Source organism: Burkholderia sp. AU30280, from assembly GCF_020420125.1.
GTDB lineage: Bacteria > Pseudomonadota > Gammaproteobacteria > Burkholderiales > Burkholderiaceae > Burkholderia.
On the sequence record NZ_JAIZRY010000015.1, the window covers coordinates 185,890 to 212,548 of the forward strand.

The window sequence follows — 26,659 nt, forward strand, 5'->3', positions numbered from 1 at the left end:
GCGTTCGGCGTTACACGACATTGAAAACTTTGCACCGGCCGCTGGCTGCCGCCCGGTGCCGCATCGCGGCGCGCGCAGGTGGCTCGAGCGGCGGGCGTGCTGTGCAAACCGGCACGGTCCCTGCATGAGTGTTTTCGTGCCCGCGCGCACCGCGCGCAGCCGCCAACGGGGAACGAGCATGCTGTCCGCCCATGAATTCGCCACGCTGTTACTGGTGCATCGTGCACCGGAGCAAATCCAGACCGACCGCGAGGAGGTCGTCGCGCTGGTCGCACGGCGCCTGGTCGTGATGCAGTACGACGACGCGTCGGGCGAGCGTCGGCCGGCGCTGACCGCCGAGGGGCTGTCGGTCGTGCGGTGCGTGCAGCGCAACGACGCGAGCGAGCCCGACGTCACCGATGCGTGACGGGCGGGCGCGCGGCGACGAGCACCGCGACGGGCAACGCAGCCAGGCAGCGGCCGAGTGGCAGCGTGCATCCCGACAGGTCGATCGCGTCCCGCGTATTCAGGCAATCCGTCCATGGCCCGTCGATATCGCGTGGCAGCACGACCGCCGTATCGCCCCATTGCGCGGGCGCCACACGCGGCAATTCCGGCGTTTCGCCAAGCAGCGGGCACGCGAGCCGCGTCGCGACCACCACCACGGCGGCCTCATCGTTGCACCGCGCGAACGCCACCGCATGACGCCCGAGCGGGCCGCGCACGCGCAGCGGCACATACGCGCCGTCCGCGAATGCCGCCGGCCACCGCGCGCGCAGCGCGAGCATGCGCTCGACCAGCGCCCGCTTCACGCGCGCGTCGGGCCATGCCGGCAGGTACGACGCGACCGGCCCGTCGACCCGTTCGGCCGCGAGCGCCGCGAACGGCACGTCGCGCCGGTTGTCCGGATCGACGAGCGAGTGATCCCATGATTCGGTCCCTTGATACAGGTCGGGCACGCCGGGCGACGCCATCCGCAGCACGGCCTGAGTCAGGCTGTTGACGACGCCGGCCGGCGCGATCCGCGCGACGAACGCATGCAGCCGGTGCGCGAAATCGCCGGCGCCGCTCGGCGTCAGGATCGCGTGGACGAATGCCGCGCAATCGCGCTCGTAGCGCATATCGGGCGCGAGCCAGTCGGTGTGCCGCTTGGCCTCGCGCAGCGCCTTCGTCTGCCACTGCGCGACGCGTTCGGCCAGCGCCGCGAGCCCCGCCGCATCGTCGGGCGCGAGTCCGGGCGGCCAGCAGCCGACGAGCGTCTGATACAGCATCGCCTCGGCGGCCGGCCCCGGCGTCCATGCGAGATCGCGATGCGCGCCGCCGCGATGCGGCCGGTTGAGCGCGGACCAGTCGAGCGACGCCGCGCGCCACGCGTCGGGCAATTCGCTGAGCACGGCCAGCCGCGCACGTGCATCCTCGCCGCGCTTGTGGTCGTGCGTGGCGGTGGCGACAAGCCCGTGCGGCACGGTGCGCGCGCGGTGCCGGTTGCGCGCATGGAACGCGCCGCGCGACAGGCTGAAGTCACCGGCGTCGGCGCCGACCTCGTTGCGCGACAGCAGCCGGCCGTAACGATAGTGGGCCGTATCCTCGACACCCTTCGCGGCGAGCGGCGCGGTGAGCTGCGCGAATGCGACGCGTGCCGCGTGCAGCGCGGCGGGGTCCGCGCGCGGCACGCGTGCGACCGGCAACCCGAGCCAGGTGGCGACGTGATCGAGCGCGAACCGGTCGGCCGGATCGACGGCCGTGCATGCGCGTTCGTACGCATGCCCGAGCACGCGGCGATCGGCGTCGGCGGGCGCTTCGTCGCGCGCCGGATACATCCGGTACACCGGCAGTTGCACCGCGAGTTCGCCCAGTACGCGCCGAATCGCGATCAGGCTGACGTCGCGCGTCGCGGGCGCCGCGCGTGCAATGCCATGCAACGCCCGCGCGGCGCGCACATGCTCGACGGCGAGCTGCCGCATCAGCACGCGCCGCTTGCCGTCGAGCGCTTCCTGCGCGAAGGTGCGCGACGAACCCGACACGTGCGCCCAGTGCGCGGCCAGCGGCGCGGCGCCGGCCGGATCGTGCAGCAGCGCGCCGACGTCGTTCATGAAGTCGTAGCCGGTCGTGCCGTCGACGGCCCAGTCGGCGCGCAGCGTCTCGCAGGGCGCGAGGATCTTCTCGACGACGACGTACGGCCGCGCGCCGCGTTGCGCGGCAAGTCGCTCATGCAGCCGCCGGCAATACGCGCGCGGATCGGCGAGGCCGTCGACGTGATCGACGCGCAGGCCGTCGATGCAGCCGGCCGCATGAAGCCGGAGCGGAAGCGCATGGACGGCATCGAACACCGCGTCGTCGTCGACACGGACGGCCGCGAGCGTCGCGATGTCGAAGAAGCGCCGCCAGTTCAGCTCGTCGGCGGCCGTGCGCCACCAGGCGAGCCGGTAGTGCTGGCGTTCGAGCAGTCGGTGCAGGCACGCGCGCGAGCGCGCACGGCGCGGATCGGCGCCGCGCAGCACCGCGTCGAGCGCATGCGGGCCGTGCGCGGCCGCGTGATCGCGCAGCGCCGCGTGCGCGGCGGCCAGTCGTGCGCTGTCGCGGTGCGGCGCGGCGTCGAAGCGTTCGGCGAGCGCGTTCAGGTCCGCGCGATTCGCGATGCGCAGGATGTCCGCATAGGTGGTGGCGGCCACCGGCAGCCGTCGCCCGGGGCACGACACGAAGAAGCGTCCGGCGGCCGGATCGACGTCGAGCGTGATGTCGCCGGCCGCGAGTGCCTCGCCGTACGGCGTGCCGAGGCAGGGCAACAGGACCTTGCCGTCGAGCGCTGCGTCGGGTGGATGCCAGTCGATGTCGAAGTGGCGTGCGTACGGGCTCGCGGGCCCCCATTCGAGCACGTCGTTCCACCAGCCGTTCGACGAGCCGCCGACGCCCATGTGGTTCGGCACGATGTCGACGATCACGCCCAGCCCGTGCGCGCGCAGCGCGGCGACGAGCCGGACGAAACCGGCTTCGCCGCCGAGTTCGGCGTTGAGCGTGCCGTAATCCACGGTGTCGTAGCCGTGTCGCGAACCGGGTTCGGCCGTCGCGACCGGCGACAGGTACAGGTGGCTCACGCCGAGCCGCGCGAAGTAGCCGGCGTGCGCGGCCGCGTCGTCGAACGTGAAGCCCGCATGCAACTGCAGGCGCAGCGTCGCGCGTGGTGTCATCGGCCGGGCTCCCGCGTACGGCGCGCACGCACGACGGCCGCGATGCGCTCGCGCACGTCGGCGTCGAACAGCGTGTCGATCGCGCGTGGCAGGCGCTGCCGCCAGTTCGGGTGCCCGCAGGGCGGCCCCGGCAGGTTTGGCTGCATGTCCAGCGCGAGCAGATCCTCGAGCGGCACGATCGCGAGCGGCGACGGGCTGCGCGCGACGTACGCGAGTATCGCGGCGACGGGTGGCGCGTCGGCGCGCGGGGCGGCGGCGCGGGCCGGCGCACAGCCTGCCTGCTGCAGCGCGCGCCACAGCGCCGCGCGTTCGGTGGCGCGCGCCGCATGCGCGGCGAGGACGTCGGGATCGACGGCGGGCGGTGGCGCGGCAGGGCGGGGTTCCGGACGCGGCGCAGGGTCGGGCGCGGTGGCCGGGCGGGGCGCGATGTGGTGCGGATCGTGCGTGCTTGCCTCGTCCGGCGCGGGCGGCGCCGCGTTGCGCGCCTCCACATCGCCGGACTGCTCCGCGGCCTCGGCCGCGATCCGGCGCCATGCCAGATCGACGCCGCGCCACCAGCCGGCCACGGTCGGCAGATCGTGCGTCGACGACATCGCGATCGCGTCGCGATCCCATTCCGCCGGCGGCCGGAACGCGCCGCCGGCATCGCGCTCGAACCACAGCACGCGCATCCCGGCGATGCCCTGTGCGCCGAGCCGCTCGCGCAAGCCTGCCGGCACCGTGCCGAGATCCTCGCCGATCGCGAGCGCGCGATGACGCGCCGCCTCGAGCGCGACGAGCCGCACGAGATCGTCGACCGGATAGCGCAGGTACGCGCCGTCGCGCGGCGAGCCGCCGTTCGGCACGATCCACATCCGCGCGAAGCCGAGCACGTGATCGATGCGGATGCCGCCCGCATGCGCGAACGCCGCGCGCAACAGCTCGACGAACGGCGCGAAGCCGTCCGCGCGCAATGCGGCGGGCGTCCAGGTCGTCACGCCCCACGCCTGGCCGGCCGCGTTGAACAAATCGGGCGGTGCACCGAGCGACACGCCGCGCAGCAGCGTCGCGCCATGCGCCCACGCGTCGCTGCCCGCGCGGTCGGAGCCCACCGCGAGATCGGCGATCAGCCCGACGGCCATGCCCGCGCCGCGTGCCGCGTGCTGCGCGTCGCGGAGCGCGCGCGACGCGCACCATTGCAGGAACGTGTGGAACGCGACCGTGTCGGCGTGGGTGTGCGCGAACGCGTCGACTTCAGCCGATCCCGGCTCGCGCCATGGCGCGGGCCAATGCCGCCAGTCCGCGCCGACGCCGCGTTCGATGCAGAACGCCTGCAGCGCGTCGAAACGCGCATGCGCCTCGAGTGCCGCGCCGCCCGCCGCGCGAAACCGCTGGAACGCGCCGCGTGACGGGTCGTCGCTGGCTCGCCACGCGTCGAAGCACGCACGCAGGTGGCGCAGCTTCAGCGGCAGCACCCGCGGCCAGTCGATCAGCGGCGCGTCGGCCGCCGCACCGGGCGCGCGATGCGCGGCCGCGGCGCCCGGCACCGCGTCGCAATCGAGATACGCGACGTTGTGCCAGCGCCGTGACGACGGCGAATACGGGCTGTCGTGCGCGGGCAGCGCCGGAAAGCCGGCGTGTGTCGGGCTGATCGCCACCGCCTGCGCGCCGTGCCGTGCGGCATGCGCGGCCAGCCGCGCCAGCGCGGTGTAGTCGCCCGCGCCGTCGTCGCCGGCGCGGCGCAGGCTGTAGAGCTGTGCCGCGATGCCCCAGTGGCCGCCCGCGTCCGCCGCGCGCGGGTCGAACGGTTGCGGGCGCGGTGGCGCGATCGTGAGCCCGATGCGCTGGTCGCCGACGTCGAGCGCGTGATAGCCGGGTATCGCCAGCGGCGGCAGCGTGCCGTGTTCGCACGCGCCGCCGACGCGCCCGTCGACATGCCCGCCCGTTTCGAGCGTGATCCGGAAGCGCGCGCCCGGCGGCGCGATCGTGGCCGGCAGGGTCAGCGGCCGGCCCGCGTCGCCGGTGACGACGCGCGGCGGTGCCGCGTTCGCGTTGGCGAGCGCGGCGGCGCTCGCCACCCGCTGGCTCGCCGTGCCGCACGGCCAGCCGAGCGCGTCGACGAGCGCGGCGAGCGCGCCGTCGTCCACCCGCCGCGCGATGCCGCCCGCATCGGTCCAGTCGGATTCCAGGCCGGCCGCGCGCGCGAGTTCGGCGATCGACACGTCGGTCGTCATGATCGGCCCTGTCCGTTCGCGCGGTGCTGCCGCGCATCGTGGTTGACGTTGCCGTCGCGCCACGCGATGCCCGCGCGCGGCGGCAGCCGCAGGTCGCGCAGCCGGTCGCGTGCGCGCGGCGGCGTCTCGAACACGATCTTGCCGACCGGCAGCGCGGGCAGCACCGCGTCGTGCGAGCCGAGGTTCAACGCGATCGTCAGCGTGCTGCCGTCGCCGAGGCGCCAGCGCGCGACGAGCGCCTGCGGGTCGCCGTCGCCCGCGAGCAACTCGACGCCGAGCGCGCGTGCGCCGGGCAGGTTCGGCGTCACGAGCGCCGCGCGCACGGCCAGCGCGCTGCGGTAGAAGCGCCGCCATGCGTCGGCGTCGGGCGTGGTTTCGTCGCGACTGCCGTGCAGCGTCGAACGCACGAACGTCGCGATGTCGTTCGGATCGGGAATCGCGCTGCGATGCGCGGCGTCGGCGAAGGCCGGAAAAGCCGCGAATTCGCGGCGCCGGCCTTCGCGCACCGCGTCGGCGAGCGCGCCGCGATAGTCGGTGAAGAACTGGAACGGCTGCGTGCTGCCGTCCTCCTCGCCCATGAACAGCAGCGGGATCGACGGCGCGAGCAGCAGCAGCGCGGTCGCCGCGCGCACCGCGTCTTCGTTCGCGAGCGTGCGCAGCCGTTCGCCGAACGCGCGATTGCCGACCTGGTCGTGGTTCTGCAGGAAGGCGACGAACGCGGTCGGAGGCAGGTGGGCGCTCGGTTCGCCGCGCGCGGCGCCGTCGTGCAGCGGCGACGGTTCGCCCTGGTACGCGAAGCCTTCGCCGAGCGTGCGCGCGAGATGGCGCAGCGGCGCGTCGGCGTACGCGCGGTAGTAGCCGTCGCGCTCGCCGGTCAGCAGCACGTGCGCGCTGTTGTGGAAGTCGTCGTTCCATTGCGCGTCGAAACCGCCGGGCCCGAGCAGGCTGGCCGCGTTGCGTTCGTTCTCGAGCACGAGGTGCACATGACGCGTGTCGCCCGCGTACGCGCGCACGCGGCGCGCGAGTTCGCGCAGCCATGTGTCGTCGTCGATCGCGTGCGCGGCGTCGATGCGCAATCCGTCGAAACGGAATTCGTCGAGCCAGTACAGCGCGTTCTCGATGAAGAACGCGCTCGTTTGCGCGCACGAAAAGTCGATGGCCGGCCCCCAGGCGGTCTGCCGGTCGGTGCGGAAGAACGCGGGCGCATAGCGCGGCAGCAGGTTGCCTTCCGGGCCGAAGTGGTTGTAGACGACGTCGAGGAACACCTGCAACTCGAGCCCGTGCGCGGCATCGACCAGCGCCTTCAGTTCGTCGGGCCGCCCGTACGACGCATCGGGCGCGAACGGCAGCACGCCGTCGTAGCCCCAGTTGCGCATGCCGGGGAACGCGTTGACGGGCATCAGCTCGACCGCGGTCACGCCGAGCGCGGCGATCTCCGGCAGGCGCCGCTCGACGCTCGCGTAGCCGCCGCATGCGCCGACATGCAGCTCGTACAGCACCGTCTCGTGCCACGGGCGGCCGCGCCACGCGTCGTGGCGCCAGCGGTACGCAGCCGGATCGACGACCTGGCTCGGGCCTGCCACGCCGCCCGGCTGGAAGCGCGACGCGGGATCGGGCACCGCGAGATCGCCGTCGACCCGGTAGCGATACAGCGTGCCGGGGCCGCAGGGCGCGACGACCTCGAACCAGCCGTCGCCGACCGCGGTCATCGCGATCGCGGGCGTGTGTTCACCCTCGATCTCGACGGCGGCCGTGCGGCTCGCGGGCGCCCACAGCCGGAAGCGCGTGCGGCCGCCATCGACGCAGGTCGCGCCGAACGACATGTCGAACGCGTGCGGGCCGGATGGACGGGCGGAGCGTGATCTCATGGCGAGTCTCCCGAGGACAGGTCGGGCGGCACGGCGGCCACCGCGATCGCGGCCGCGTGCGCGGCGACGTCGAGCCCGTCGGCCGGCCACGTGCGCGGGCCGGCGTCCGGCGTGGCCGTGTCGACCAGCACGCGATAGTCGAGCGCCGGTGCGGGTGGCGCGAACACGACCGTCTCGGACGACGCGTTCAGCATCACGAGCAGCGCCTCGGTGCGCCCGGTGCGGCCCGTGCCGACGCGCCGCATCGTCAACGCGCGGCGCTCGCGGTCCTGCCACGCGGGCACGGTCATCGCGACGCCGCGCTCGTCGAACCAGTCGATCTCCGCCATGCCCGGCGCGGCGTCGTGGTCGCCCGACGGATAGCGCGGCGCGGACATCACCGGGTACATGCGCCGCAGCGCGGCGAGCCGCGACACGAAGCGCATCAGCGTCACGGCTTCGTCGCTGCGCGCCAGATCCCAGTCGAGCCACGACAGCTCGTTGTCCTGGCAGTACGCGTTGTTGTTGCCGTGCTGCGTGCGGCCGAATTCGTCGCCGGCCACCAGCATCGGCGTGCCGAGCGCGGTGAACAGCGTCGCGAGCATCGAGCGCGCGACGCGCGCGCGCAAGTCGCGGATCGCCGCGTCGTCGGTCGGCCCTTCGGCCCCCCAGTTCGCGCTGCAGTTGTCGTCGCGGCCGTCGCGGTTGTCCTCGCCGTTCGCATCGTTGTGTTTCGCCGAATACGACACGAGATCGGCGAGCGTGAAGCCGTCGTGCGCGGTGATGAAATTGACCGAGGCCCACGTGTGGCGCCGCTGGCGGTTGAACAGGTCGGCCGAGCCCGCGAGCCGCGCGGCGAGCTCCGGCCGCTGGCCCGCGTCGCCGCGCCAGAAGCGCCGCACGGTGTCGCGAAAGCGGTCGTTCCATTCGGCGAAGCCGGGCGGGTGGCGGCCGAGCTGGTAGCCGCCGGGGCCGAGATCCCACGGCTCCGTGATCAGCTTGCGCTGCGCGAGCACCGGGTCCTGCCGCAACGCATCGAAAAACCCCGCGCCGGGATCGAAGCCGTGTTCCTCGCGGCCGAGCGTCACGCCGAGGTCGAAGCGGAAGCCGTCGATGTTGAACGCGGTGGCCCAGTAGCGCAGCGAATCCATCACCATCTGCACGACGCGCGGATGCGACAGGTTCAGCGTGTTGCCGCAGCCGGTCTCGTCGACATGGAAGCGGCGGTCGTCCGGCATCAGCCGGTAGTAGCTCGCGTTGTCGAGGCCGCGCCACGACAGCGTCGGGCCGAGCTCGTTGCCCTCGCAGGTATGGTTGTAGACGACGTCGAGCACGACCTCGATGCCGGCCGCATGCAGCTGGCGGATCGCGATGCGCATCTCGTCGAGCCGCCGCGTCGCGAGATACGCGGGCTCCGGCGCGAAGAACGCGGCCGTGTCGTAGCCCCAGTAGTTGCGCAGCCCGCGGTTCACGAGCGCGCGTTGCTGCAGGAATGCGTGGACGGGCAGCAGCTCCACCGTCGTCACGCCGATCGACAGCAGGTGATCGATGAACGCCGGATGCGCGAGCGCCGCGAACGTGCCGCGTTCGGGCGGGCGCAACCCGGCGCGGCGCATCGACGCGCCGCGCACGTGGGTTTCGTAGATCACCGTGTTGCGCCACGACACGCGCGGGCGCCGGTCGTCGCGCCAGTCGAACGCCTCGTCGACCACCACGCACTTCGGCATCGCGGGCGCCGAGTCGCGGCGGTCCACCGACAGGTCCGCGCGGTTCGAATGGACCCGATAGCCGAACAGCGCGTCCGACCAGCGGAACTGGCCGACCAGCTTGCGCGCGTACGGGTCGAGCAGCAGCTTGGTCGGGTTGAAGCGATGGCCGTGCTGCGGCTGGTACGGGCCGTCCGCGCGGAACCCGTACACGGTGCCCGGATGCGCGTTGGGCAGGTAGCCGTGCCACACCTCGTCGGTGCATTCGGGCAGGTCGAGGCGCGCGAGCTCCTTGCGACCGGTCGGATCGAACACGCACAGCTGGATGCGCTGCGCGTGCGCGGAAAACACCGCGAAGTTGGTCCCGAGGCCGTCCCAGGTCGCGCCGAGCGGGTAGCTGCGGCCGGATTCGAGACGGGCGGGCAGGGCGGTCGGCATGAGGCGGATCTCCGTGTCGGGGGCGCGGGCAATCAGGCAGGGCGCAGCCACAGCGTCGCGAGCGGCGGCAGGCGCAGGGTCGCCGACCACGCTTCGCCGTGCGCGGGCACGGCTTCGGCCCACACGGCGCCGTCGTTGCCGGCGTTGGTGCCGCCGTACGGCGCGGCATCGGTGTTCATCAGTTCGCGCCACTGTCCGGGCGCGGGCAGGCCGATGCGGTAGCTTGCGCGCGGCACCGGCGTGAAATTGCAGACGGCGACCACGACGTGTCCCGCGTCGTCGCGGCGCACGAACGCGAACACGCTGTTGTCGCGGTCGTCGCCGATCAGCCACGCGAAGCCGGCTGCGTAGCAGTCGAGCGCATGCAGCGCGGGTTCGGCCGCATACGCGCGGTTCAGGTCGCGCACGAGCCGCTGCACGCCGCGATGCGCGGGCGCGTCGAGCAGATCCCAGTGCGGCGTCGCGTCGTGCGCGAATTCGGCCCATTGCGCGAACTCGCTGCCCATGAACAGCAGCTTCTTGCCGGGATGCGCCCACATGAAGCCGAAGTACGCGCGCAGCGTCGCGAGCCGCTGCCACGCGTCGCCGGGCATCTTCGCGACGAGCGAGCCCTTGCCGTGCACGACCTCGTCGTGCGACAGCGGCAGCACGAAGCGCTCGGAGAACGCGTAGATCAGCCCGAACGTCATCCGGTCGTGGTGATAGCGGCGGTGGATCGGGTCCTCGCGCAGATACGCGAGCGTGTCGTGCATCCAGCCCATGTTCCACTTGAAGTCGAAGCCGAGCCCGCCATTGACGGTCGGCGCCGTGACGCCGGGCCACGCGGTCGATTCCTCCGCGACGGTGACGACGCCGGCCGGTGCGGCCGCACCGTGCAGCGTGTCGTTCAGCATGCGCAGGAATGCGACCGATTCGAGGTTCTCGCGGCCGCCGTGCACGTTCGGCACCCATTCGCCCTCGGCGCGCGAATAGTCGCGGTACAGCATCGACGCGACCGCGTCGACGCGGATGCCGTCGACGTGATACCGGCGCGCCCAGGCGAGCGCCGACGCGGCGAGGAACGCGCCGACTTCCGTGCGTCCGACGTTGAACACGCAGGTGTGCCAGTCGGGATGCAGCCCTTCGCGCGGGTCGGCATGTTCGTACAGCGCCGTGCCGTCGAATTGCGCGAGGCCGTGCGGATCGTCGGGGAAATGCGCGGGCACCCAGTCGACCAGCACGCCGATGCCGGCCGCATGCGCGCGGTCGACGAAGCGCGCGAAGCCGTCGACCGGCCCGAAACGCGCGGACGGCGCGAACTGCGCAAGCGGCTGGTAGCCCCACGAGCCGCCGAACGGGTATTCGGCGATCGGCATGAACTCGACGTGTGTGAAGCCCATCCCCTGCACGTACGGAATCAGCCGCTCGGCGAGCTCGTCCCACGTCGCGCTGCGGTTCATCTCCTCGGGCACGCGCTGCCACGACTCCGGATGCACCTCGTAGATCGACCACGGCACGCGGTAGCGGTCGGCGTGCGGCCGCGCGCGCATCCAGCCGTCGTCGTGCCAGGCGAACGCATCGAGCGCCGCGACGTCGGCGACGACCGACGCCGTGCGCGGCGGCGCTTCGGTCGCGCGCGCACAGGGATCGGCCTTGTGCGGCAGCACGCGCCCGTCGGCCGCGCGCAGCTCGTACTTGTAGCGCTCGCCCGCGCCGATGCCCGGCACGAACAGCTCCCACACGCCCGACGGCCGCCGCAGCCGCATCGGATGGCGGCGGCCGTCCCATCCGTTGAAATCGCCGACCACCGACACGCGCTGCGCGTTCGGCGCCCAGACCGCGAAGCGCACGCCGTCGGTGTCGCCGATGCGCGCGGGCGTCGCGCCGAGGCAGTCGAGCACGGCGGCCGGGTCGCCGGCCGAGAAGCGCGCGAGCACCGCGTCGTCGAGCAGCGTGCCGAACGCATATGCATCGTCGATCACCTGCCGTGCGCCAGGCCACTCGATCGCGAGCCGGTAGTGGGGCGCGCCGCCGTTGCGCGGGATCGTCCCCGCGAAGCAGCCGGCGCGATCGACGCACGCGAGCGTGCCGAGTTCGGCGCCTTCCGGCGACAGCGCAAGCACGCTTTTCGCGCCGGGCAGCAGCGCGCGCACGACGACCCGGCCGGTTTGCCCGTGCGGGCCGAGGCACGCGAACGGATCGGGATGGCGGCCGGCGAGCAGCGCATCGATATCGGATCGTTCGAACAGCGTCTCGGTCATGACGCGCCTCCGTCGTCGGATGCGGCGCCGTCGTCGAGCAGCCGTTCGACCAGCGCGGCGAGCCCGCCGACCGGCACGCTCAGCCAGTCGGGCCGGTTCGCGGCTTCGTAGCACAGCTCGTACGACGCCTTGTCGATCAGGAACAGCGCGAGCAGGCGATCGGCGTAGCGCGGGTCGACGAAACGCGCGGGCGCCCGTTCGGCGGCCGCGCGATAGCATTCGACGAAGCGGTCGGTGGCGGCCTGCCCGAAGCGGTCGAACAGCGCGCGCTTGCGGCCGGCCGCCTGCGGCGGCGCCTTCTCGATCGCGAACTGCGCGATCGCGCTCACGTACGATAGCGAACGCAGCAGGCCGGCCACGTCGCGCAGCGGATGCGATTTCGCGCGGCGGCGCTCGAGCGAGCGCGCCGGCTCGCCTTCGAAGTCGATCAGCAGCGCGTCGCCTTGCACGTCGAGCACCTGGCCCAGATGGAAATCGCCGTGGATCCGCATGCATTGCGCATCGAGCGTGCGCGGCACGAGTTCGCCGAGCGCGCGCACGGCCGCGTCGCGCGATGCGAGCAGCGTGTCGGCCGCCGCGCGCATCGCGGGATCGAGCGCATCGAGCCGCGTGTGCAGCACGTCGAGCGCGTGCTCGAACGACGCGATCGCGTCCGCGCGCCAGCCTTCGACGTGTTCCGGCGTCGCATGCTCCGGCGCGAACGCGGGATCGTCCGAGGGCTGCGCGAGCGCGACGTGCAGCTGGCCGAGCCGCGTGCCGATGATCCCCGCGAAGGCCGCATAGCCGAGCAGCGCATCGGGTTCCTCGTCCGCTTCGGCGGTCTCGTCGTCGTCCGCGGCCGGCAGCGCGAGCTCGTCCACCGCGCGCCGCAGGAAGTCGAACGAACGCGTCCACGCGTCGCCCTGGTTGTCGACATAGCGCTGCAGGATCGCGACCGTGTGCGGCGCGCCGTCCGGATCGACGTGCACGACTTCGCCCGCGAGCGTCGCGGTGTTCGGGTAGCCGATCCGCGTCAGGTGCCGGCTCATTTCCGCTTCCGGATGCACGCCGTGCGCGACCTTGCGTACCAGCTTCAGCACGATCGCGTCGCCGATCACGAGCGAGCTGTTGCTCTGCTCGGCCGCGAGCCAGCGCACTTCGGCGTCGTCGCCGGGATCGAGTGCGGCGAGCGCGTCTTCCGGCAGGAACGCGAGCCGGCCGCCGTCGGAGGTCGGCACCACCGCAGCGTCGCGCAGCTTGCGCAGCATGCCGCGCGCGAACGCCGGCAGCGCGAACGCGTCGGTCAGGTAGCCGACCGTATGGCCGCGCCGCACGCGCGCCAGCGCGAGCTGCGCGAACAGCGGCTGCGAGGTTTCACCCCCCCACGCGGTCGCGAGCGGCACGACGTAGCGTTCGACGTCACCCGGCTCGCCGGATTCGACCCAGGCCTCCGCATACTGGAACGGTTCGCCCGGCACCGGCGTGACGACCTTCAGCCGGGCCGTGCCGACCGCGCGATCCTTCGAGGCGAACCAGCGCCGCCGCGCGAGCCACGACGGCAGCGCATCGTGCGCGAGCACGGGCAGCTGTTCGACGTCCGGCCGCGCATCGCCGCGCCGCATCACGAGCGTCACGTATTCGGGCAACGGCTCCGCCTGGGGGTGCCGCCACGACGGCTCGCGGCCGTGCTCGGCGAGTACGAACCACAGGAAGCCATACGGCGGGAAGGTGAGGAGATACGGGAGCTGGCCGATCGGCGGAAACGGCGAATCCGACGTCATCTCGATCGGCACGCGCCCCGCGAATTCAGACAGGTCGAGCTCGACGGCCTGCGACGCGCGCGACAGGTTCGCGACGCACAGCACCGGATCGTGCCCGTCCAGCTCGCGCAGGTACGCGAGCACCTTGCGGTTCTCCGGGCGCAGGAAGCGGATCGTGCCGCGCCCGAACGCCTGCGACGCGCGGCGGGTCGACAGGATGCGGCGCGTCCAGTTCAGCAGCGAATGCGGGTCGCGCGTCTGCGCCTCGACGTTGACCGCGTCATAGCCGTACAGCGGCCCCATCACCGGCGGCAGCACGAGCAGTTCGGGGTCGGCGCGCGAGAAGCCGCCGTTGCGGTCGGACGACCACTGCATCGGCGTGCGCACGCCGTCGCGGTCGCCGAGGTGGATGTTGTCGCCCATCCCGAGCTCGTCGCCGTAATAGATCACCGGCGTGCCCGGCATCGACAGCAGCAGCGAGTTGATCAGCTCGATGCGGCGCCGGTCGCGTTCCATCAACGGGGCGAGCCGGCGCCGGATGCCGAGGTTCAGCCGCGCGCGCCGGTCGCTCGCATAGGTCTGCCACAGCAGGTCGCGCTCGGAGTCGGTGACCATCTCGAGCGTCAGCTCGTCGTGATTGCGCAGGAACACGGCCCACTGGTTGCTCGGTGCGAGTTCCGGCGTCTGCCGCATGATGTCGACGATCGGGAAGCGGTCCTCGCTCGCGATCGACATGTAGATGCGCGGCATCAGCGGGAAATGGAACGCCATGTGGCATTCGTCCTCGTCGCCGAAATATTCCTGCACGTCTTCCGGCCACTGGTTCGCTTCGGCGAGCAGCATCCGGTTCGGATACTCGGCGTCGATCGTCGCGCGGATCCGTTTCAGGATCGCGTGCGTCTCGGGCAGGTTTTCGTTGTTGGTGCCCTCGCGCGCGACGAGATAAGGCACCGCGTCGAGCCGCAGACCGTCGATGCCGAGGTCGAGCCAGAAGCGCATCACCTGCATCACCTCGCGCACGACGGACGGGTTGTCGAAATTCAGGTCGGGCTGGTGCGAATAGAAGCGGTGCCAGTAGTACTGGCCGGCGACCGGGTCGTACGTCCAGTTCGACGTTTCCGTATCGAGGAAGATGATCCGCGTGCCCGCGTATTTCGTGTCGGTGTCGGACCACATGTAGTAGTCGCGGTGATTCGAGCCCGGTTTCGCGCGGCGCGCGCGCTGGAACCATGGATGCTGGTCCGACGTGTGGTTGATCACGAGCTCGGTGATCACGCGAATGCCGCGCGCATGCGCTTCGCGGATGAAGCGCCGCACGTCGGCGAGCGTGCCGTAGTCCGGATGCACGTCGCGGTAGTCGGCGATGTCGTAGCCGTCATCGCGGCGCGGCGACGGGTAGAACGGCAGCAGCCAGACCGTGTCGACGCCGAGTTCGGCAATGTAGTCGAGCTTCGCGATCAGGCCGGGGAAATCGCCGATGCCGTCGTTGTTCGAGTCGTAGAACGACTTCACGTGCACCTGGTAGATGATCGCGTCCTTGTACCACAGCGGATCGTCCGCGCAGAGCGCCGGCGCGCGGCGGCGCGCACGGCGCCGGCGCGGCGTGCCGGCCGGCGCGAGCGACGGGAATTGCGCGCGGCGTACGTCGTCGAGGGAATCTTCGCGTTTCATCATCCGTGCCCTCCCGAAGGTGGCCGGGCCTCGCCCGGTTCGCGCGCCGCCGCCCGCGCGGCGCCTGGAGACGGCGTGAGCCGCCAGATCGCATACGGCCGCACGTGCGGATCGAGCGACACGTACTGGCGATGCCCGCGCCAGCTTTCCGCATGCGCGGCGTCCTGCTCGAGCGCGTCGAGCGGTTCGCCGTCGACGAGCCCGAAGCCGCGCCACAGCGACGCATCGAGCGTGAAGTTCGCGACCTGCGGATGCCACGGGTCGATGCTGATCGCGACGACGACCACGCTGTCGAATGCGGGCGTCGCCTTCACGAACACGAGCACCGAGTCGTTGTCCGCGTCGGCGAACGTGAGGCCGAGATGTGTCTGCAGCGCAGGGTGGGCGCGCCGCGCGCGGTTCAGCCGCGCGACCTCGGCGCCGATATGCGCGGCCTTGCTCCAGTCGCGTGCGCGCAGCTCGTATTTCTCCGCGTTCGCGTATTCCTCGCTGTCCGGCAGCGGCGCCGATTCGCCGAGCTCGAAGCCCGAGTACAGGCCCCACGATCCGGCCAGCGTCGCCGCGAGCGCCGCGCGGATCACGAACTGCGTGCGCGGCGCGTTCTGCAGGTGGCGCGGGTTGATGTCGGGCGTGTTGACGAAGAAGTTCGGCCGGAAGAATTCGCGCGCGGGGCCGGTCGTCAGCTCGGTCAGGTAGTCGATGAATTCGCGCTTCGACTCGCGCCACGTGAAGTACGTGTACGACTGCGAGAAGCCGATTTTCGCGAGCCGATACATCATCGCCGGCCGCGTGAACGCTTCGGACAGGAACACGACGTCCGGGTGCCGGCCGCGCACGTCGCCGATCATCCACGCCCAGAACGGCAGCGGCTTCGTGTGCGGATTGTCGACGCGGAAGATCCGCACGCCCGCGTCGACCCAGAACTGCACCGCGTCGCGCAGCGCGAGCCACAGGTCGGGCAGCGCGTCCGGCGCGTAGAAATCGGGGTTCACGATGTCCTGGTAGCGCTTCGGCGGATTCTCCGCGAAGCGCAACGAGCCGTCCGGCCGCCACGCGAACCAGCCCGGATGCGCGGCGAGCCACGGATGGTCGGGCGAGCACTGGATCGCGAAATCGAGCGCGATCTCGAGCCCGTGGCCGCGCGCGGCATCGACCAGCGCGCGGAACGCGTCGAGCGTGCCGAGCTGCGGATGCACGGCCGTGTGGCCGCCGTCCGGCGAGCCGATCGCGTAAGGGCTGCCGACGTCGTCGGGGCCGGCCTTCAGGCTGTTGTTGCGTCCCTTGCGCGCGGTCGTGCCGATCGGGTGGATCGGCGGGAAATACAGCACGTCGAAGCCCATGTCGCGGATGCGCGGCAGATGCGCGATCACGTCGTCGAACGTGCCGTGCCGATGCGGATCGTCGCTCGCCGAGCGGGGAAACATCTCGTACCAGCTGGAGAAGCGCGCCGCGCGGCGCTCGACGTCGACCGGGAAGGTCGTCGTGTCGTGCGTGACGAACGGACGGTAGCGCAGCGCCGCGAACGCGTCGGCGAGCGGCGCCGCGCCGAGCTGCGCGAGCCGCGCGTCGGCCGGCGCGTCCCTGAATTCGGCGGCGAGCCGTTCCATCCGCGTGAGCGCGCGCGCATCGAGCGGGTCGGCGAGCTTGAGCGCGGTGGCGAGCAGCAGCTGCGCTTCGCGCAGTTCGAGCGTCACGTCCTGGCCGGCCGCGTGTTTCTTCGCGACATCGTCGACGAGCGACGCCCAGTCGTCGCGCCACGCGAGCACGCGAAATTCATGGCGGCCGAGCCGGTCGAGCGAGACGCGCGCGTGCCAGCCGTCGTTCGGTTCGGCTTCGAACGGGATTTCGCGCCAGTCGTCGTCGCCGGCGGCGCGCCACTGCAGCGCGGCCGCGAGATGCGCGTGCCCGTCGGTGAAGATCGATGCGTGGACGACGAGCGTTTCGCCGATCACGCGCTTGACCGCGAAGCGGCCGCCGTCGACCGACGGTTCGACGCGCTCGATCGCGATCCGGTCGGCCGCGAGCGCGGCGGACAGCGCCGCGCGCTCGAGTGCGGCGTCCTGGCGTGTCGTGACAGGCGGCGCCTGCCACGCATGCAGCAGCGCGCAGGCGCCGGGTGCGAGCGTGAACGGCTGGAGTGCGGCCGGCGGGCGGGTTTGCGCGCCGCCGTGTGTGACGACGCGCGTGAATCCGCCCGGCACGCCGGGCAGGATCGTCGCGGGATCGACCGTCACCGCCGCGTCGAGATCGGGATTCAACGCGATCAGCAGCGCCGCTTCGTCGTGTTCGAGCGACGGGCCGGCGCCGCGCAGCAGCGCGGTCGCCGGTGCGCCGGGCGCGCTCAACTGGATGATCTCGCCGCGCGCGGCCGCGACGGGCGTGGCGCGGCGCCACGCGTTCGCATCGGCAATCGCGCCCGACAGGTCGAAGCGCGCGCCGTCGCACGCGGCGTGGAAGCGCGCCGCATCGGCGTCGCGCGCCATCAGCGGCACCGTGATGCCACGCTCGAAGCCCATCGGCACGAGCCAGCCGGTGCCGACGGCCGCGGCCGTCCACAGTGCACGGCGATACGCGCGAGCGACGGTGTCATCCGGCGCGTCGGGCCAGTCGTCGGCGAGGCGCGCGCCGTCGAACGCGTCCGGAAACGCGATCGGCGAGCCGATGCGCCGCAGCAGCCGATGTTCGTCGACGAACCACGGGGCGCGCAGGTCCCACCAGCGCACCGATGAAAACACCGCGTCGAACCCGGCGCCTTCGAGCCGCGCGAGCGCGTCGCGCGCATGGCCGGGCACGCCGGCGAGCACCGCGACGTCAGGCCGCGCGCGACGCAGCGCCGCGCGCCAGCCGGGCCACCAGCCGGCCGGCAAATGATGCGGCGCGTCGATGAGGAACCCGGCCGCGCCCGCATCGGCGAATGCGGCGAGGTGCGTGCACCACCACGCGGACAGCGCGTCGCGCGCCGCGTCGTCGCCGAGGTTCGCGTGAGCGACATCCTGCGCGTGCGCGGCGCCGCGCGGATCGATCAGCGCATCGTCGTGCGTGCGCTCGACGTACCAGTCCGGGTGCTCGGTGCGCAGCGGATTCTCGCGCGCGATGCGGTCCGGCACGACTTCGAGCAGCAGGCGCAGCCCGTGGCCCTGTGCGAGCTGCGCGAGCCGCGAGAAGGTTTCGAGCGCGCCCGCGCGTGTCGCGAACGATTGGGCCGGACGCCGAAAATCGGCCACGTGGCGCGGAAAGCCGGCGACGCTCGCGGCCCAGAAGGCGCCGACCAGCACGTGATCGAAGCCCATGCCCGCGGCATGCGCGAACGTCTGCGGCCATGCGTCGAGCGGCCCGACGAGGCGGGCGTCGCAGAACTGGATATGCGGAGCGAAGATCGGCGTGGCGTTCATGGCACGGGGCACAGGGGCGGCGGTCGGTGACACCGGTTCGCCGCAACGCACGTGCCTGCCGGGTGGATTCCCGTGCGGCAGGGCCTGCGCGGGATGCCGACGACAACGGACTGTCGTTTTTACACGATCGGGTAGCGCGCGGTCACGGCGGGCCGATGTCACGGTCGTCGTCGATGCGTTGCAACAGCGCATCGCAGCGTTCGCGCAGCGCGTGCAGTTCCGGCGAATCGGCGTCGAGCCGCTCGTGCTTGCCGCTGTCGGGATCGCGGTTCGCGACCGCGATGTCGTAGATTCCTTGCGCGATCGTCGCGGACGCGTCCGCGATCCTGACCCGCGCAAGCCATCCGCATTCGGCGTGATGGCACGCGAGCCAGGCGCGCTGCGCATCGACGACCTGATCGGTCGTGGGCCATGCGCCGGAACGCATGCGCGCGGCCAGCTGGTTCGTGACGAGATAGGAGAGCAGATCGGTCGTTTGATTCACACGAGGCTCCTTGGCGAAGGGTCGGGACGTTCGATCCGCGAGACGGGAAGGCGCCGGTGCGCCGATCGTCGTCCGGTCGCAGGGTCGTGAACCGCTTCTCCGGCTCGCGGCGCGTGCCGGCGGCGGTTCGACGCGCTATCGTCGCGCAAGCGGCGTGCCGGCTGGCGGGTACCGGGCACGGCGCATGCGCACCGGGCCGACGGGTGCGCGGCGATCACGCGGCGCGCATTTTTTGCATCGTCAGCGCAGACAGGCACAGGAGGCCGCCGTGCAAAATCGACAGGATGCCCAGATCCGCGACCCGTATCGCGGGCATGAGATACGCGTGTGGGCGCGGCGCAACGACAGCGGCACGTGGCGCGGCGAGGTGCAGGTGTATGTCGGCGACGAGCGCCGCGAGCTGCTCGTGCCGGCGGCCGACGGCCCCGACTGGATGACCGAGAGCGAAGCGCTGCGCGCGGGCGTCGAGCGCGGCCGCTATCTGGTCGACAAGCACATCGATGACGATTGAGCCGCGCGGCCGCCGCGCGCCGGTATGGCGGGGGCGCGGCCGGTCGTTCGCGGCCTGACGAAACCGACGGCGATCCGGCGCAGGCGCCGCCGGCGGAGCAGGCGTTTCAGGGCCGCGCCGCAATCTCGTCGAGATGCCGCAGCAGATCGGCCGGATCGTCGTACACGCGCAGCGCGCCCGCTCGTTCGAGTTCGTCGCTGCCGTATCCGCCCGACAGCAGCCCGACGCCGAGCGAGCGGCAGCGGGCAGCGGCCAGCATGTCCCAGATGCTGTCGCCGACCACGACCGTGTGTTCGATCGGCACGTTCAATTGCGCGGCGGCCGTCAGGAACAGGTCGGGGTCCGGCTTCGCATACTTGACCTGGTCGCGCGTGACCACGACGCTCTTCGCCGGATCGACGCCGAGCGCCGCGAGATTGATGGCGGCCGTTTCCATCCGCCCGCTGGTCGCGATCGCCCAGCGAATGCCCGCCGACGACAGCGCGGCCAGCAGTTCGCGGGCACCCGGCAGCGGCCGCACCTGCGCGCGCAGCCGCTGATAGGCGGCCGCATGCAGCCGCGCGAGCCGCTCGACGCGCTCGGCGTCGAGATCGCCCGACGTCTCGCGCAGCAACTGGTTCAGGAACAGGCCGCCGCTCATGCCGATCTTGCGGTGGATGCGCCACACCGACAGTTCGATGCCCTCGGCATCGAGCGCTTCCTTCCACGCGAGCACGTGCTGATAGACGCTGTCGACGAGCGTACCGTCGAGATCGAACAGAAAAGACGTTTCAATGCGCATGGGAATCTCCTGGCTCAAAAGGGTTCGGGCGAACGGGTCGCGAGAAGCGTGTCGGCACATTATCGGCGCACGGCCATGTCATGACCATGTCCCGCGGCCGCCCCGCACCACCTCGCGCCGCGCCGTGTCATGCGCCGCTGGTACAATCGCCGCGATCGCCGGGCCGGGTTCTCCGCGCCGCGCGCCCCCAACCCTCGTCTCGTCGATTCCAGGTATGGCCACACCGGACGCCGTCAGTTCCAAGCATGCGTGGTGGGGCGTATTGGCCCTGGCACTCACCGCCTTCATCTTCAATACCACCGAGTTCGTGCCCGTCGCGCTGCTCAGCGCGATCGGCGACAGCCTGCACATGCAGCCGACCGACGTCGGGCTGATGCTGACGATCTACGCGTGGGCCGTGGCCGTCGTGTCGCTGCCGCTGACGCTGGTCACGCGTCACGTCGAGCGTCGCAAGCTGCTGTCCTGGGCGCTGCTGGTGTTCATCGGCAGTCATGTGGTGACCGGCGTCGCATGGAATTTCGCGGTGCTGATGGTCGGCCGGCTGGGCATCGCGTGCGCGCATGCGGTGTTCTGGTCGATTTCCGTGCCGCTGGCCGTGCGGCTCGCGCCGAGCGACCGGAAAAGCCGCGCGCTCAGCCTGCTGGCGATGGGCACGGCAATCGCGATGGTGGCCGGCATTCCGCTCGGGCGGGTGGTCGGCGAGACGTTCGGCTGGCGGGTCACGTTCCTGATCATCGCCGGCGCGGCGGGCGTCGCGTTGCTGCTGCTGCGCGCGACGTTGCCGGTATCGCCGAGCCAGGGCGCAGGGTCGCTCGGCAGCGTCGGCGTGTTCCTGCGCAAGCCCGCGCTGGTGGCGCTGTACGCGATCACCGTGCTCGTCGTGTCCGCGCATTTCACGTCGTATACGTACATCGAGCCCTTCGTCCAGCGAGTCAACCATGCGAGCAGCAGCCGGATCACGTATGTGCTGATCCTGTTCGGCATCGCCGGCATACCGGCCGCGATCTGCTTCAACCGTATCTATCCGCACCGGCCGGACGATTTCCTGCTCGGGTCGATCGTCGCGCTGGCGGGATGCCTGCTGATCCTGTTCCCGTGCGCGCTCAATATCGTCACGCTGTCCGTGCATACGCTGGTCTGGGGCGGGGCGATCGTCTGCTTCGGGCTGGCCATGCAGGCATGGGTGCTGAAGCTGGCGCCGGAGGGAACCGACCTCGCGGTGTCGATCTTCTCCGGGCTGTACAACGTCGGCATCGGCGCCGGCGCGCTGATCGGCAACCATATCGCCAGCGACTTCGGGCTGGCGTGGGTCGGCACGTTCGGCGGCGTGGTCGGCGCGGTTGCGGTCGGGATCGCGTGGCTCGCGTTGCGGCTGCATGCGAGGCAGGCGGTGGCGTAGCCGATGCCGGGTTGCGGCGTGCGGCATGTGGCATGTGGCGCAGGCGGCCACGGCCCGGCCTCGCGCGTCGCCGGTCCTGCAACCGGGTAGCCGCCGTCGGCGACGAGCGCATGCCCTGACACATAGCTGGGATCGTCCGACGCGAGGAACGCGACGATCGTTGGCCTCTCCTCGGCGGCGCCTCGGCGTCCTGCCGGTGTCGATGCGGCAAAGGCCGGTTGCGCGTCTTCCGACGGCCGGATGCCGCGAGGCGGGAACGGCGTTTCGATCCACCCCGGGCACTGTGCGTTCACGCGCACGCGTCGCTTGAACCGTTCGACCGAAGCGGTCTTCGAATCGCCGCAAGACACGCGGCAAGCCGACATAATGCGGCATCATCATGTTGCCGACGCACCCACATTCGGTGCCCGATATTCGACTGGAGACCGTGTATGCCGATACCCCGGATTGAAACCCGCGACGCGATGGGCGACCCCGATGTGGTCTATCTCAACCCGGATCACGTGCTGTGGATGTCGCAACCGACCGCGGCGCAGCGCCGGCCGGGCGGCACGGCCATTCGCGTGGACGACCGCGTGAAGGGCGGTGCGTTGTTGATGGCCGACAATCCGCCGCCCGCTCGGCTACTGCAGGATCTCGGGCCGTTCGTGACGGTGACGCTGGCGAACCCGTCGTCCGACTATCCGGACGGTCTCGTTCACATACGTGCGCAGGCAATCGTCAAGATCGCGCCGGACGACCTCGACAAGCCGCTCGCCGAGCGCACGCTCGGCTGGGTTCACGTCCAGGACGGCTCGGCTTTCAAGGTCAGGGATTACGCCGGCGTGGCCGCGCAATGGCAGGCGTCGATGACGGCTGCCGGCCGCTGAGCGGGCCTTCACGTCTGCGCCATGACGCCGCGGCCCGCCGTGCCGCAGTTGGCCGGCCGTGGTTCTTCCCGGGAAACCGGCTGCCGTGCCTCGTGCGCCGGAGCGAACTGCCCGGGTGTCGGCAGGCCGTGCCAAGCATGAGCCCGCTCGCTGTCGGATTCGATGCGAGATACGCGTTGCATCGATCTGCCGAGTAACATGGCGCATCGTGACGAACCCGTGCCCGCTCGGGCCTTCGTCGCGACAGCGCCCGTCGAAGCGCTCGATGCAGGTGTTCTCCACCGGCTTACCGAGGAACCGTCCGTCATGAACCTTTCCGCGTCCGATATCACGCCGGAGGAACTCCGGCTGTTTGGCGACATCGTCGCCCGCCTGGAAGCGCTGGGGCCGATCGTCGACGTGAGGACGGTCGTGCTGCCCGCGATCACGCAGCTGCTGCGCGCCGATTTCGCCGCGTCGTTCGACTGCGACGAACAAACCGGCCTGTGGCGCAACGGGTTCTCGTACAACGTCGATCCGTTGCAGATCGCCCGGTACGAAGCGTGGTTCCAGCATATCGATCCGGTCACGTCGCAACTGTGCGCGCGCCGCGTGGCGACCTGCGTCGACGAAGTGGTGAGCCGGCGCGAGCTGGAGCAGACCGAGTTCTACAACGATTTCCTGTGCCGCGACGGCATGCACCACGGCATCAACGTCTACGCGTTCGACGGCGCGACCCACGTGGGTGACCTGCGGATCTGGCGGGCGCAGGGGCGGCCCGATTTCACCGAGCGCGACAAGCTGCTGCTGAACGGCATCGAGCCGTTTTTCCGGCGCGCGCTGCTGCGCCGGCGCCATGCGTGCGCGGGGCTGACCGAGCGCGAGAGCGACGTCGCGCGGCTCGTCGCCGCCGGCTATCCCGACAAGGACGTCGCGCGCACGCTCGGCATCGGGCTGTCGACGGTTCGCACGCATCTGCGGCGCGTGATGGCGAAGAAGGGCGTCGCCAACCGCGCGAGCCTAGCGGCCGCGCTGGCGTAAGCGGCAGCGTGGCCGCGCGGCCGTCGGCCGGGGTCATCCATTGTGATGATGGGCGTCAAAATCGGTTCGCCCTACCGTGTGTCGATCCCCCGTGACGAGGAACGACGACGATGCCCACCGTGGGAACCCTGACGCTCACCGAAGCCCGGAACGCGATCCTGCGCCGGGAGTTTTCCTGTGTCGAGTACGCGTACGCGTTGATCGAGCGGCACGCACGCTGGCGCTACCTGAACGGCTTTACCTGCGTCGACGACGCGCGGCTGCTCGCCGAAGCGGCCCGCTGCGACCGCGACCTCGCGACGTCGGCCGCCCCGCACGCGCTGCTGGGCCTGCCGATCGCGATCAAGGACAACATCGACACCGCCTGCCTGCCGACCGGCAACGGCACGCTGGCGCTGCACAACCGCGTGGCGCCGCAGCACGCGCCGGTCGTCGCGCGGCTGCTGGCGCACGGGGCGCTGATCGCGGGCAAGGCGAACCTGCACGAGCTGGCCTTCGGCGTATCGGGCAACAACCGCGTGACGGGCGCGGTACGCAACCCGTACGACTTCAACCGGATCCCGGGCGGCAGCAGCAGCGGCTCGGGCGCACTGGTCGGCGCGGGCGTGGTGCCTGCCGCACTCGGGACGGACACCGGCGGCTCGGTCCGGATTCCGGCGGCGCTGTGCGGCGCCGTCGGCCTTCGCCCGACCGTGGGGCGCTACCCGTCGGCCGGCGTGGCGCCGATTTCGCGCACGCGCGACACCGTCGGGCCGATCGCGCGGTCGGTCGAGGACATCGCGCTGCTCGACGCGATTCTGTCGGGCACCGGCACCGGCACCGGCGCGCCGACGTCGATGCCGACGCGCAGCGCGACGCGCCCGGTGCGCCTGGCGGTCCCGCGCACGACGTTCTGGCGCGGCCTCGCGCCGGATGTCGACGCGGTGGCGAATGCCGCGGTGGCGAAGCTGGCGCAGGCGGGATTCGAGTGCGTCGACCTCGACCTGAACGACTATCCGGGGTTCTTCGACGACGAACCGGCCGTCATCGCGATGTATGAATTCCGTTCGTCGATGCACGCGTACCTGGTCGAGAACGGCTACGACCTGTCGGTCGACGATATCGTCGCGAACGTGGGGAGCCCGGACGTCGCGAAGATCGCCCGTCATATCACTGGCCCGGACGGTATTGGCGAAGCGGCTTATCGCACCGCGCTCGACCGCCGGACGCGATCGCGTGCCGCGTATCGGCAGTGCCTCGCCGACAGCGGGGCCGATGCGCTGGTCTTTCCGACCACGATCGCCGCGGCCTGCCCGATTCCGTCGGGCGACGCGATGATCCTCAACGGCGAAACCGCTTCGGTGTTCTCGACTTACATCCGGAATACCGAGCCGGGAAGCAATGCCGGCGTACCGGGCATGACCGTGCCGGCCGGCCTGACGGCGGCCGGGCTGCCGGTCGGTCTCGCACTGGATGGGGCGGCCGGCACCGATCGCGAACTCATCGCGGTCGCGCTGGAGGTCGAGCGGGTGCTCGGGCGGTTGCCGGCGCCGGACGACGGGTACGGGGTGGAGGGGCGGCTGGCCGGCTACCCGGGCGGTGACGGCGCGTCGTGACGCGTGATCGGCCAGGACGCTCGGCGAGTCGATCGCGACCGGATGCGATCGACTCGGCTGTCGCGTTCGTGGCCGCGCGCGGGTGCGGCTGACGGGGCATCAACGGAATGGATCTGGTGGTGGCCTTCGCACAGAAGCCGACCAGCGTGTCGTGCATCTGTTGACGGCTGGCGTCGTCTGCGTACGCCATATGGCCTCACGGGTACAACACCCGCGTGTAGTTGGACTGCATTTGCGAATGTGGGATCTGGTTGGCCTTCGGATCCGATACGTATTGCATGTCCCAGTCGATTTCGGCTGCCGGGACCACGCTGTCGTAGTACCAGGCCGCGGTTAGTGCTTCCGTTGTCGGATTGATCGCCATTTCGTCGGCAATGAAAACGGTCGCGGCCAAAAGCGGGAACCGAGAACCATTCGGATAGCTCGTGAGCTTGTTCCAGGCCGAGCCGATCGCCGAATTCAGCCCTTGATATCCGGAAACCGCCTGATACTTGAGCGTGTTGCAGGCATACGACGTGAAGCTCTATGTGCCCTGCAGCGTGAAGAGCTATCCAGCGCTTTCGGCAATGATTGGCGACACATACAACGAGAAACACATCCGGAAAACACCGCCGCGACCATCCTGTGGAACACCGTATACCTCGAGCGGACTGTCCACGCCAAGCACGCCCGGGGCGTACCCGCCGACACCGCACTGCTGCCGTGTCTGTCGCCCCTGGGGCGGGAGCGCATCAATCTGACCGGCGACTACGTGTGACGGCAGAATCAGAAGCTTCAGGCGGGAAACTTCAGACCGTTGCGCCCGCAACCGGAAGCCTGACCGGGATGCTCCGAGCCTTTAAAACGTGGAGGTATGTCGTTGCGGCGGACAGCGGGCCGGAAGTAGCCGTGTCGGTCTGACTATTTTTGAGAAAGGGATTGTGAGTGCTCCGATAGACTGCGATCAAGGGGGCATGCACCGATGTGCGTCTGGAGGGGTGTGACATCCCCTTCGCGGATACATCCGCTGAAGACAATCCAGGGCGACTGACCAGCCCCTTTCCGATCCGAAATACAAAAAAGTTCACCGCCATGGCAAGTCCGCAGTCACTCCAGTCTTTTATCGACACCGCCATCGTACCGATTGATCAGATCGGTGTTGCCGATCTTCACGCCGGAGCGGCCCGGTTCGATGCGTGGCTGCGGGACATCTCAGGGGGCTGGGTCACGCTGGCCCGACTGCAGCAGGTGGCGGGTTCGCTTCCCGTGCTCGGCAACATCATGGCCGCGGTCGACTTGTGCGGCGACGTCGTCACGATGTACGAGGAGCGGAACCGCCAGCGATCGCCGCTCGAATCGACGCTCGCCTGGGCCGAGCTCGGCATCGACCTGATCGGCTCGCTGCCGGCGCCGGGAACGGGACCTGCCCGCATGGCGTTGCGCCCGACGCTCGCGGTGATCCGGCAGGCGGTCAAGCACGAAATCAAGGAGATTCCGGCGGCTGTCGCGGACGTGCTGGCGGCCAACTTCAGTTCCACCTTGATGGGCGAGCTGAGCAATTTCGCCGATGGCGCGATCGCGCGGCTCGAAGAGTTTCTGAAGGAAAGC

16 protein-coding genes and 3 pseudogenes are annotated in these 26,659 nt (G+C 70.9%); 8 read left to right on the forward strand and 11 right to left on the reverse strand.

All coding sequences use genetic code 11. The features are described 5' to 3' along the window. Window positions 1–178 precede the first annotated feature (178 nt). Entirely contained in the window at window positions 179–406 is a 228-nt protein-coding gene (locus LGN17_RS29610) for a hypothetical protein (protein ID WP_226200614.1), read from the forward strand. Here LGN17_RS29610 and treY read toward each other — a convergent pair. The 8 genes from treY to LGN17_RS29650 all read right to left on the reverse strand — a co-directional run bounded on the left by treY (window position 393) and on the right by LGN17_RS29650 (window position 18,840). Next, window positions 393–3,167 carry a malto-oligosyltrehalose synthase gene (gene treY, locus LGN17_RS29615; RefSeq protein WP_226200615.1) on the reverse strand — a complete coding sequence of 925 codons (2,775 nt, stop codon included), beginning with the start codon at window positions 3,165–3,167 and terminating at the stop codon, window positions 393–395. The genes LGN17_RS29610 and treY overlap by 14 nt on opposite strands. Beyond that, the gene (malQ, locus tag LGN17_RS29620) at window positions 3,164–5,380 is read right to left on the reverse strand and encodes a 4-alpha-glucanotransferase (RefSeq protein WP_226200616.1); all 2,217 of its coding nucleotides are present in this window, start codon (window positions 5,378–5,380) and stop codon (window positions 3,164–3,166) included. The genes treY and malQ overlap by 4 nt, the downstream gene beginning before the upstream one ends. Beyond that, window positions 5,377–7,248 carry a malto-oligosyltrehalose trehalohydrolase gene (treZ, locus tag LGN17_RS29625; protein WP_226200617.1) on the reverse strand — a complete coding sequence of 624 codons (1,872 nt, stop codon included), beginning with the start codon at window positions 7,246–7,248 and terminating at the stop codon, window positions 5,377–5,379. Before treZ ends, malQ begins: the two co-directional genes overlap by 4 nt. After that, window positions 7,245–9,371, reverse strand: coding sequence for a glycogen debranching protein GlgX (gene glgX, locus LGN17_RS29630; protein WP_226200618.1), 2,127 nt, complete (start codon window positions 9,369–9,371; stop codon window positions 7,245–7,247). Before glgX ends, treZ begins: the two co-directional genes overlap by 4 nt. A gap of 32 nt (window positions 9,372–9,403) precedes the next feature. After that, a complete protein-coding gene (gene glgB / locus LGN17_RS29635) occupies window positions 9,404–11,611 on the reverse strand; it encodes a 1,4-alpha-glucan branching protein GlgB (RefSeq protein ID WP_226200619.1) in 2,208 nt (735 codons plus the stop codon). Next, a complete protein-coding gene (gene treS / locus LGN17_RS29640) occupies window positions 11,608–15,021 on the reverse strand; it encodes a maltose alpha-D-glucosyltransferase (RefSeq protein ID WP_226200634.1) in 3,414 nt (1,137 codons plus the stop codon). The genes glgB and treS overlap by 4 nt, the downstream gene beginning before the upstream one ends. Then, on the reverse strand, window positions 15,021–18,413 hold the full coding sequence (locus LGN17_RS29645) for a maltotransferase domain-containing protein (protein WP_226200620.1): 3,393 nt from the start codon (window positions 18,411–18,413) through the stop codon (window positions 15,021–15,023). The genes treS and LGN17_RS29645 overlap by 1 nt, the downstream gene beginning before the upstream one ends. 142 nt (window positions 18,414–18,555) lie before the next feature. Then, on the reverse strand, window positions 18,556–18,840 hold the full coding sequence (locus LGN17_RS29650) for a hypothetical protein (protein WP_226200635.1): 285 nt from the start codon (window positions 18,838–18,840) through the stop codon (window positions 18,556–18,558). Window positions 18,841–19,165: 325 nt separating this feature from the next. Between LGN17_RS29650 and LGN17_RS29655 the strand changes: the two genes are divergently transcribed. Beyond that, window positions 19,166–19,408, forward strand: coding sequence for a DUF6566 family protein (locus LGN17_RS29655; RefSeq protein WP_226200621.1), 243 nt, complete (start codon window positions 19,166–19,168; stop codon window positions 19,406–19,408). Between the two features lie 106 nt (window positions 19,409–19,514). Here the strand turns inward: LGN17_RS29655 and LGN17_RS29660 are convergent, their stop codons facing one another. After that, window positions 19,515–20,189 carry an HAD family hydrolase gene (locus LGN17_RS29660; RefSeq protein ID WP_226200622.1) on the reverse strand — a complete coding sequence of 225 codons (675 nt, stop codon included), beginning with the start codon at window positions 20,187–20,189 and terminating at the stop codon, window positions 19,515–19,517. A gap of 214 nt (window positions 20,190–20,403) precedes the next feature. On the opposite strand from LGN17_RS29660, the gene LGN17_RS29665 reads away from it, so the two are divergent. Further along, a complete protein-coding gene (locus LGN17_RS29665) occupies window positions 20,404–21,588 on the forward strand; it encodes a sugar transporter (protein WP_226200623.1) in 1,185 nt (394 codons plus the stop codon). A gap of 98 nt (window positions 21,589–21,686) precedes the next feature. On the opposite strand, the pseudogene LGN17_RS29670 reads toward LGN17_RS29665, so the two are convergent. Then, a pseudogene (locus LGN17_RS29670) lies at window positions 21,687–21,953 on the reverse strand (SDR family oxidoreductase); the annotation flags it as partial. 66 nt (window positions 21,954–22,019) lie between these two features. Here LGN17_RS29670 and LGN17_RS29675 point away from each other — a divergent pair. The 3 genes from LGN17_RS29675 (at window position 22,020) to iaaH (ending at window position 25,072) form a co-directional block, all read left to right on the forward strand. Then, window positions 22,020–22,457, forward strand: a complete 438-nt coding sequence (locus LGN17_RS29675) for a hypothetical protein (RefSeq protein ID WP_226200624.1) — start codon at window positions 22,020–22,022, stop codon at window positions 22,455–22,457. A gap of 306 nt (window positions 22,458–22,763) precedes the next feature. After that, the gene (locus LGN17_RS29680) at window positions 22,764–23,477 is read left to right on the forward strand and encodes a helix-turn-helix transcriptional regulator (RefSeq protein ID WP_226200625.1); all 714 of its coding nucleotides are present in this window, start codon (window positions 22,764–22,766) and stop codon (window positions 23,475–23,477) included. A gap of 110 nt (window positions 23,478–23,587) precedes the next feature. After that, window positions 23,588–25,072, forward strand: a complete 1,485-nt coding sequence (iaaH, locus tag LGN17_RS29685; RefSeq protein WP_226200626.1) for an indoleacetamide hydrolase — start codon at window positions 23,588–23,590, stop codon at window positions 25,070–25,072. 196 nt (window positions 25,073–25,268) lie between these two features. On the opposite strand, the gene LGN17_RS29690 is transcribed toward iaaH, so the two are convergent. Beyond that, complete coding sequence (locus LGN17_RS29690) at window positions 25,269–25,466, reverse strand: hypothetical protein (RefSeq protein WP_226200627.1); 198 nt, start codon at window positions 25,464–25,466, stop codon at window positions 25,269–25,271. Between the two features lie 213 nt (window positions 25,467–25,679). On the opposite strand from LGN17_RS29690, the pseudogene LGN17_RS29695 reads away from it, so the two are divergent. Further along, a pseudogene (locus LGN17_RS29695) lies at window positions 25,680–25,829 on the forward strand (Tn3 family transposase); the annotation flags it as partial. Between the two features lie 314 nt (window positions 25,830–26,143). Then, window positions 26,144–26,659 (forward strand): annotated as a pseudogene (locus LGN17_RS29700) (RHS family protein); the annotation flags it as partial.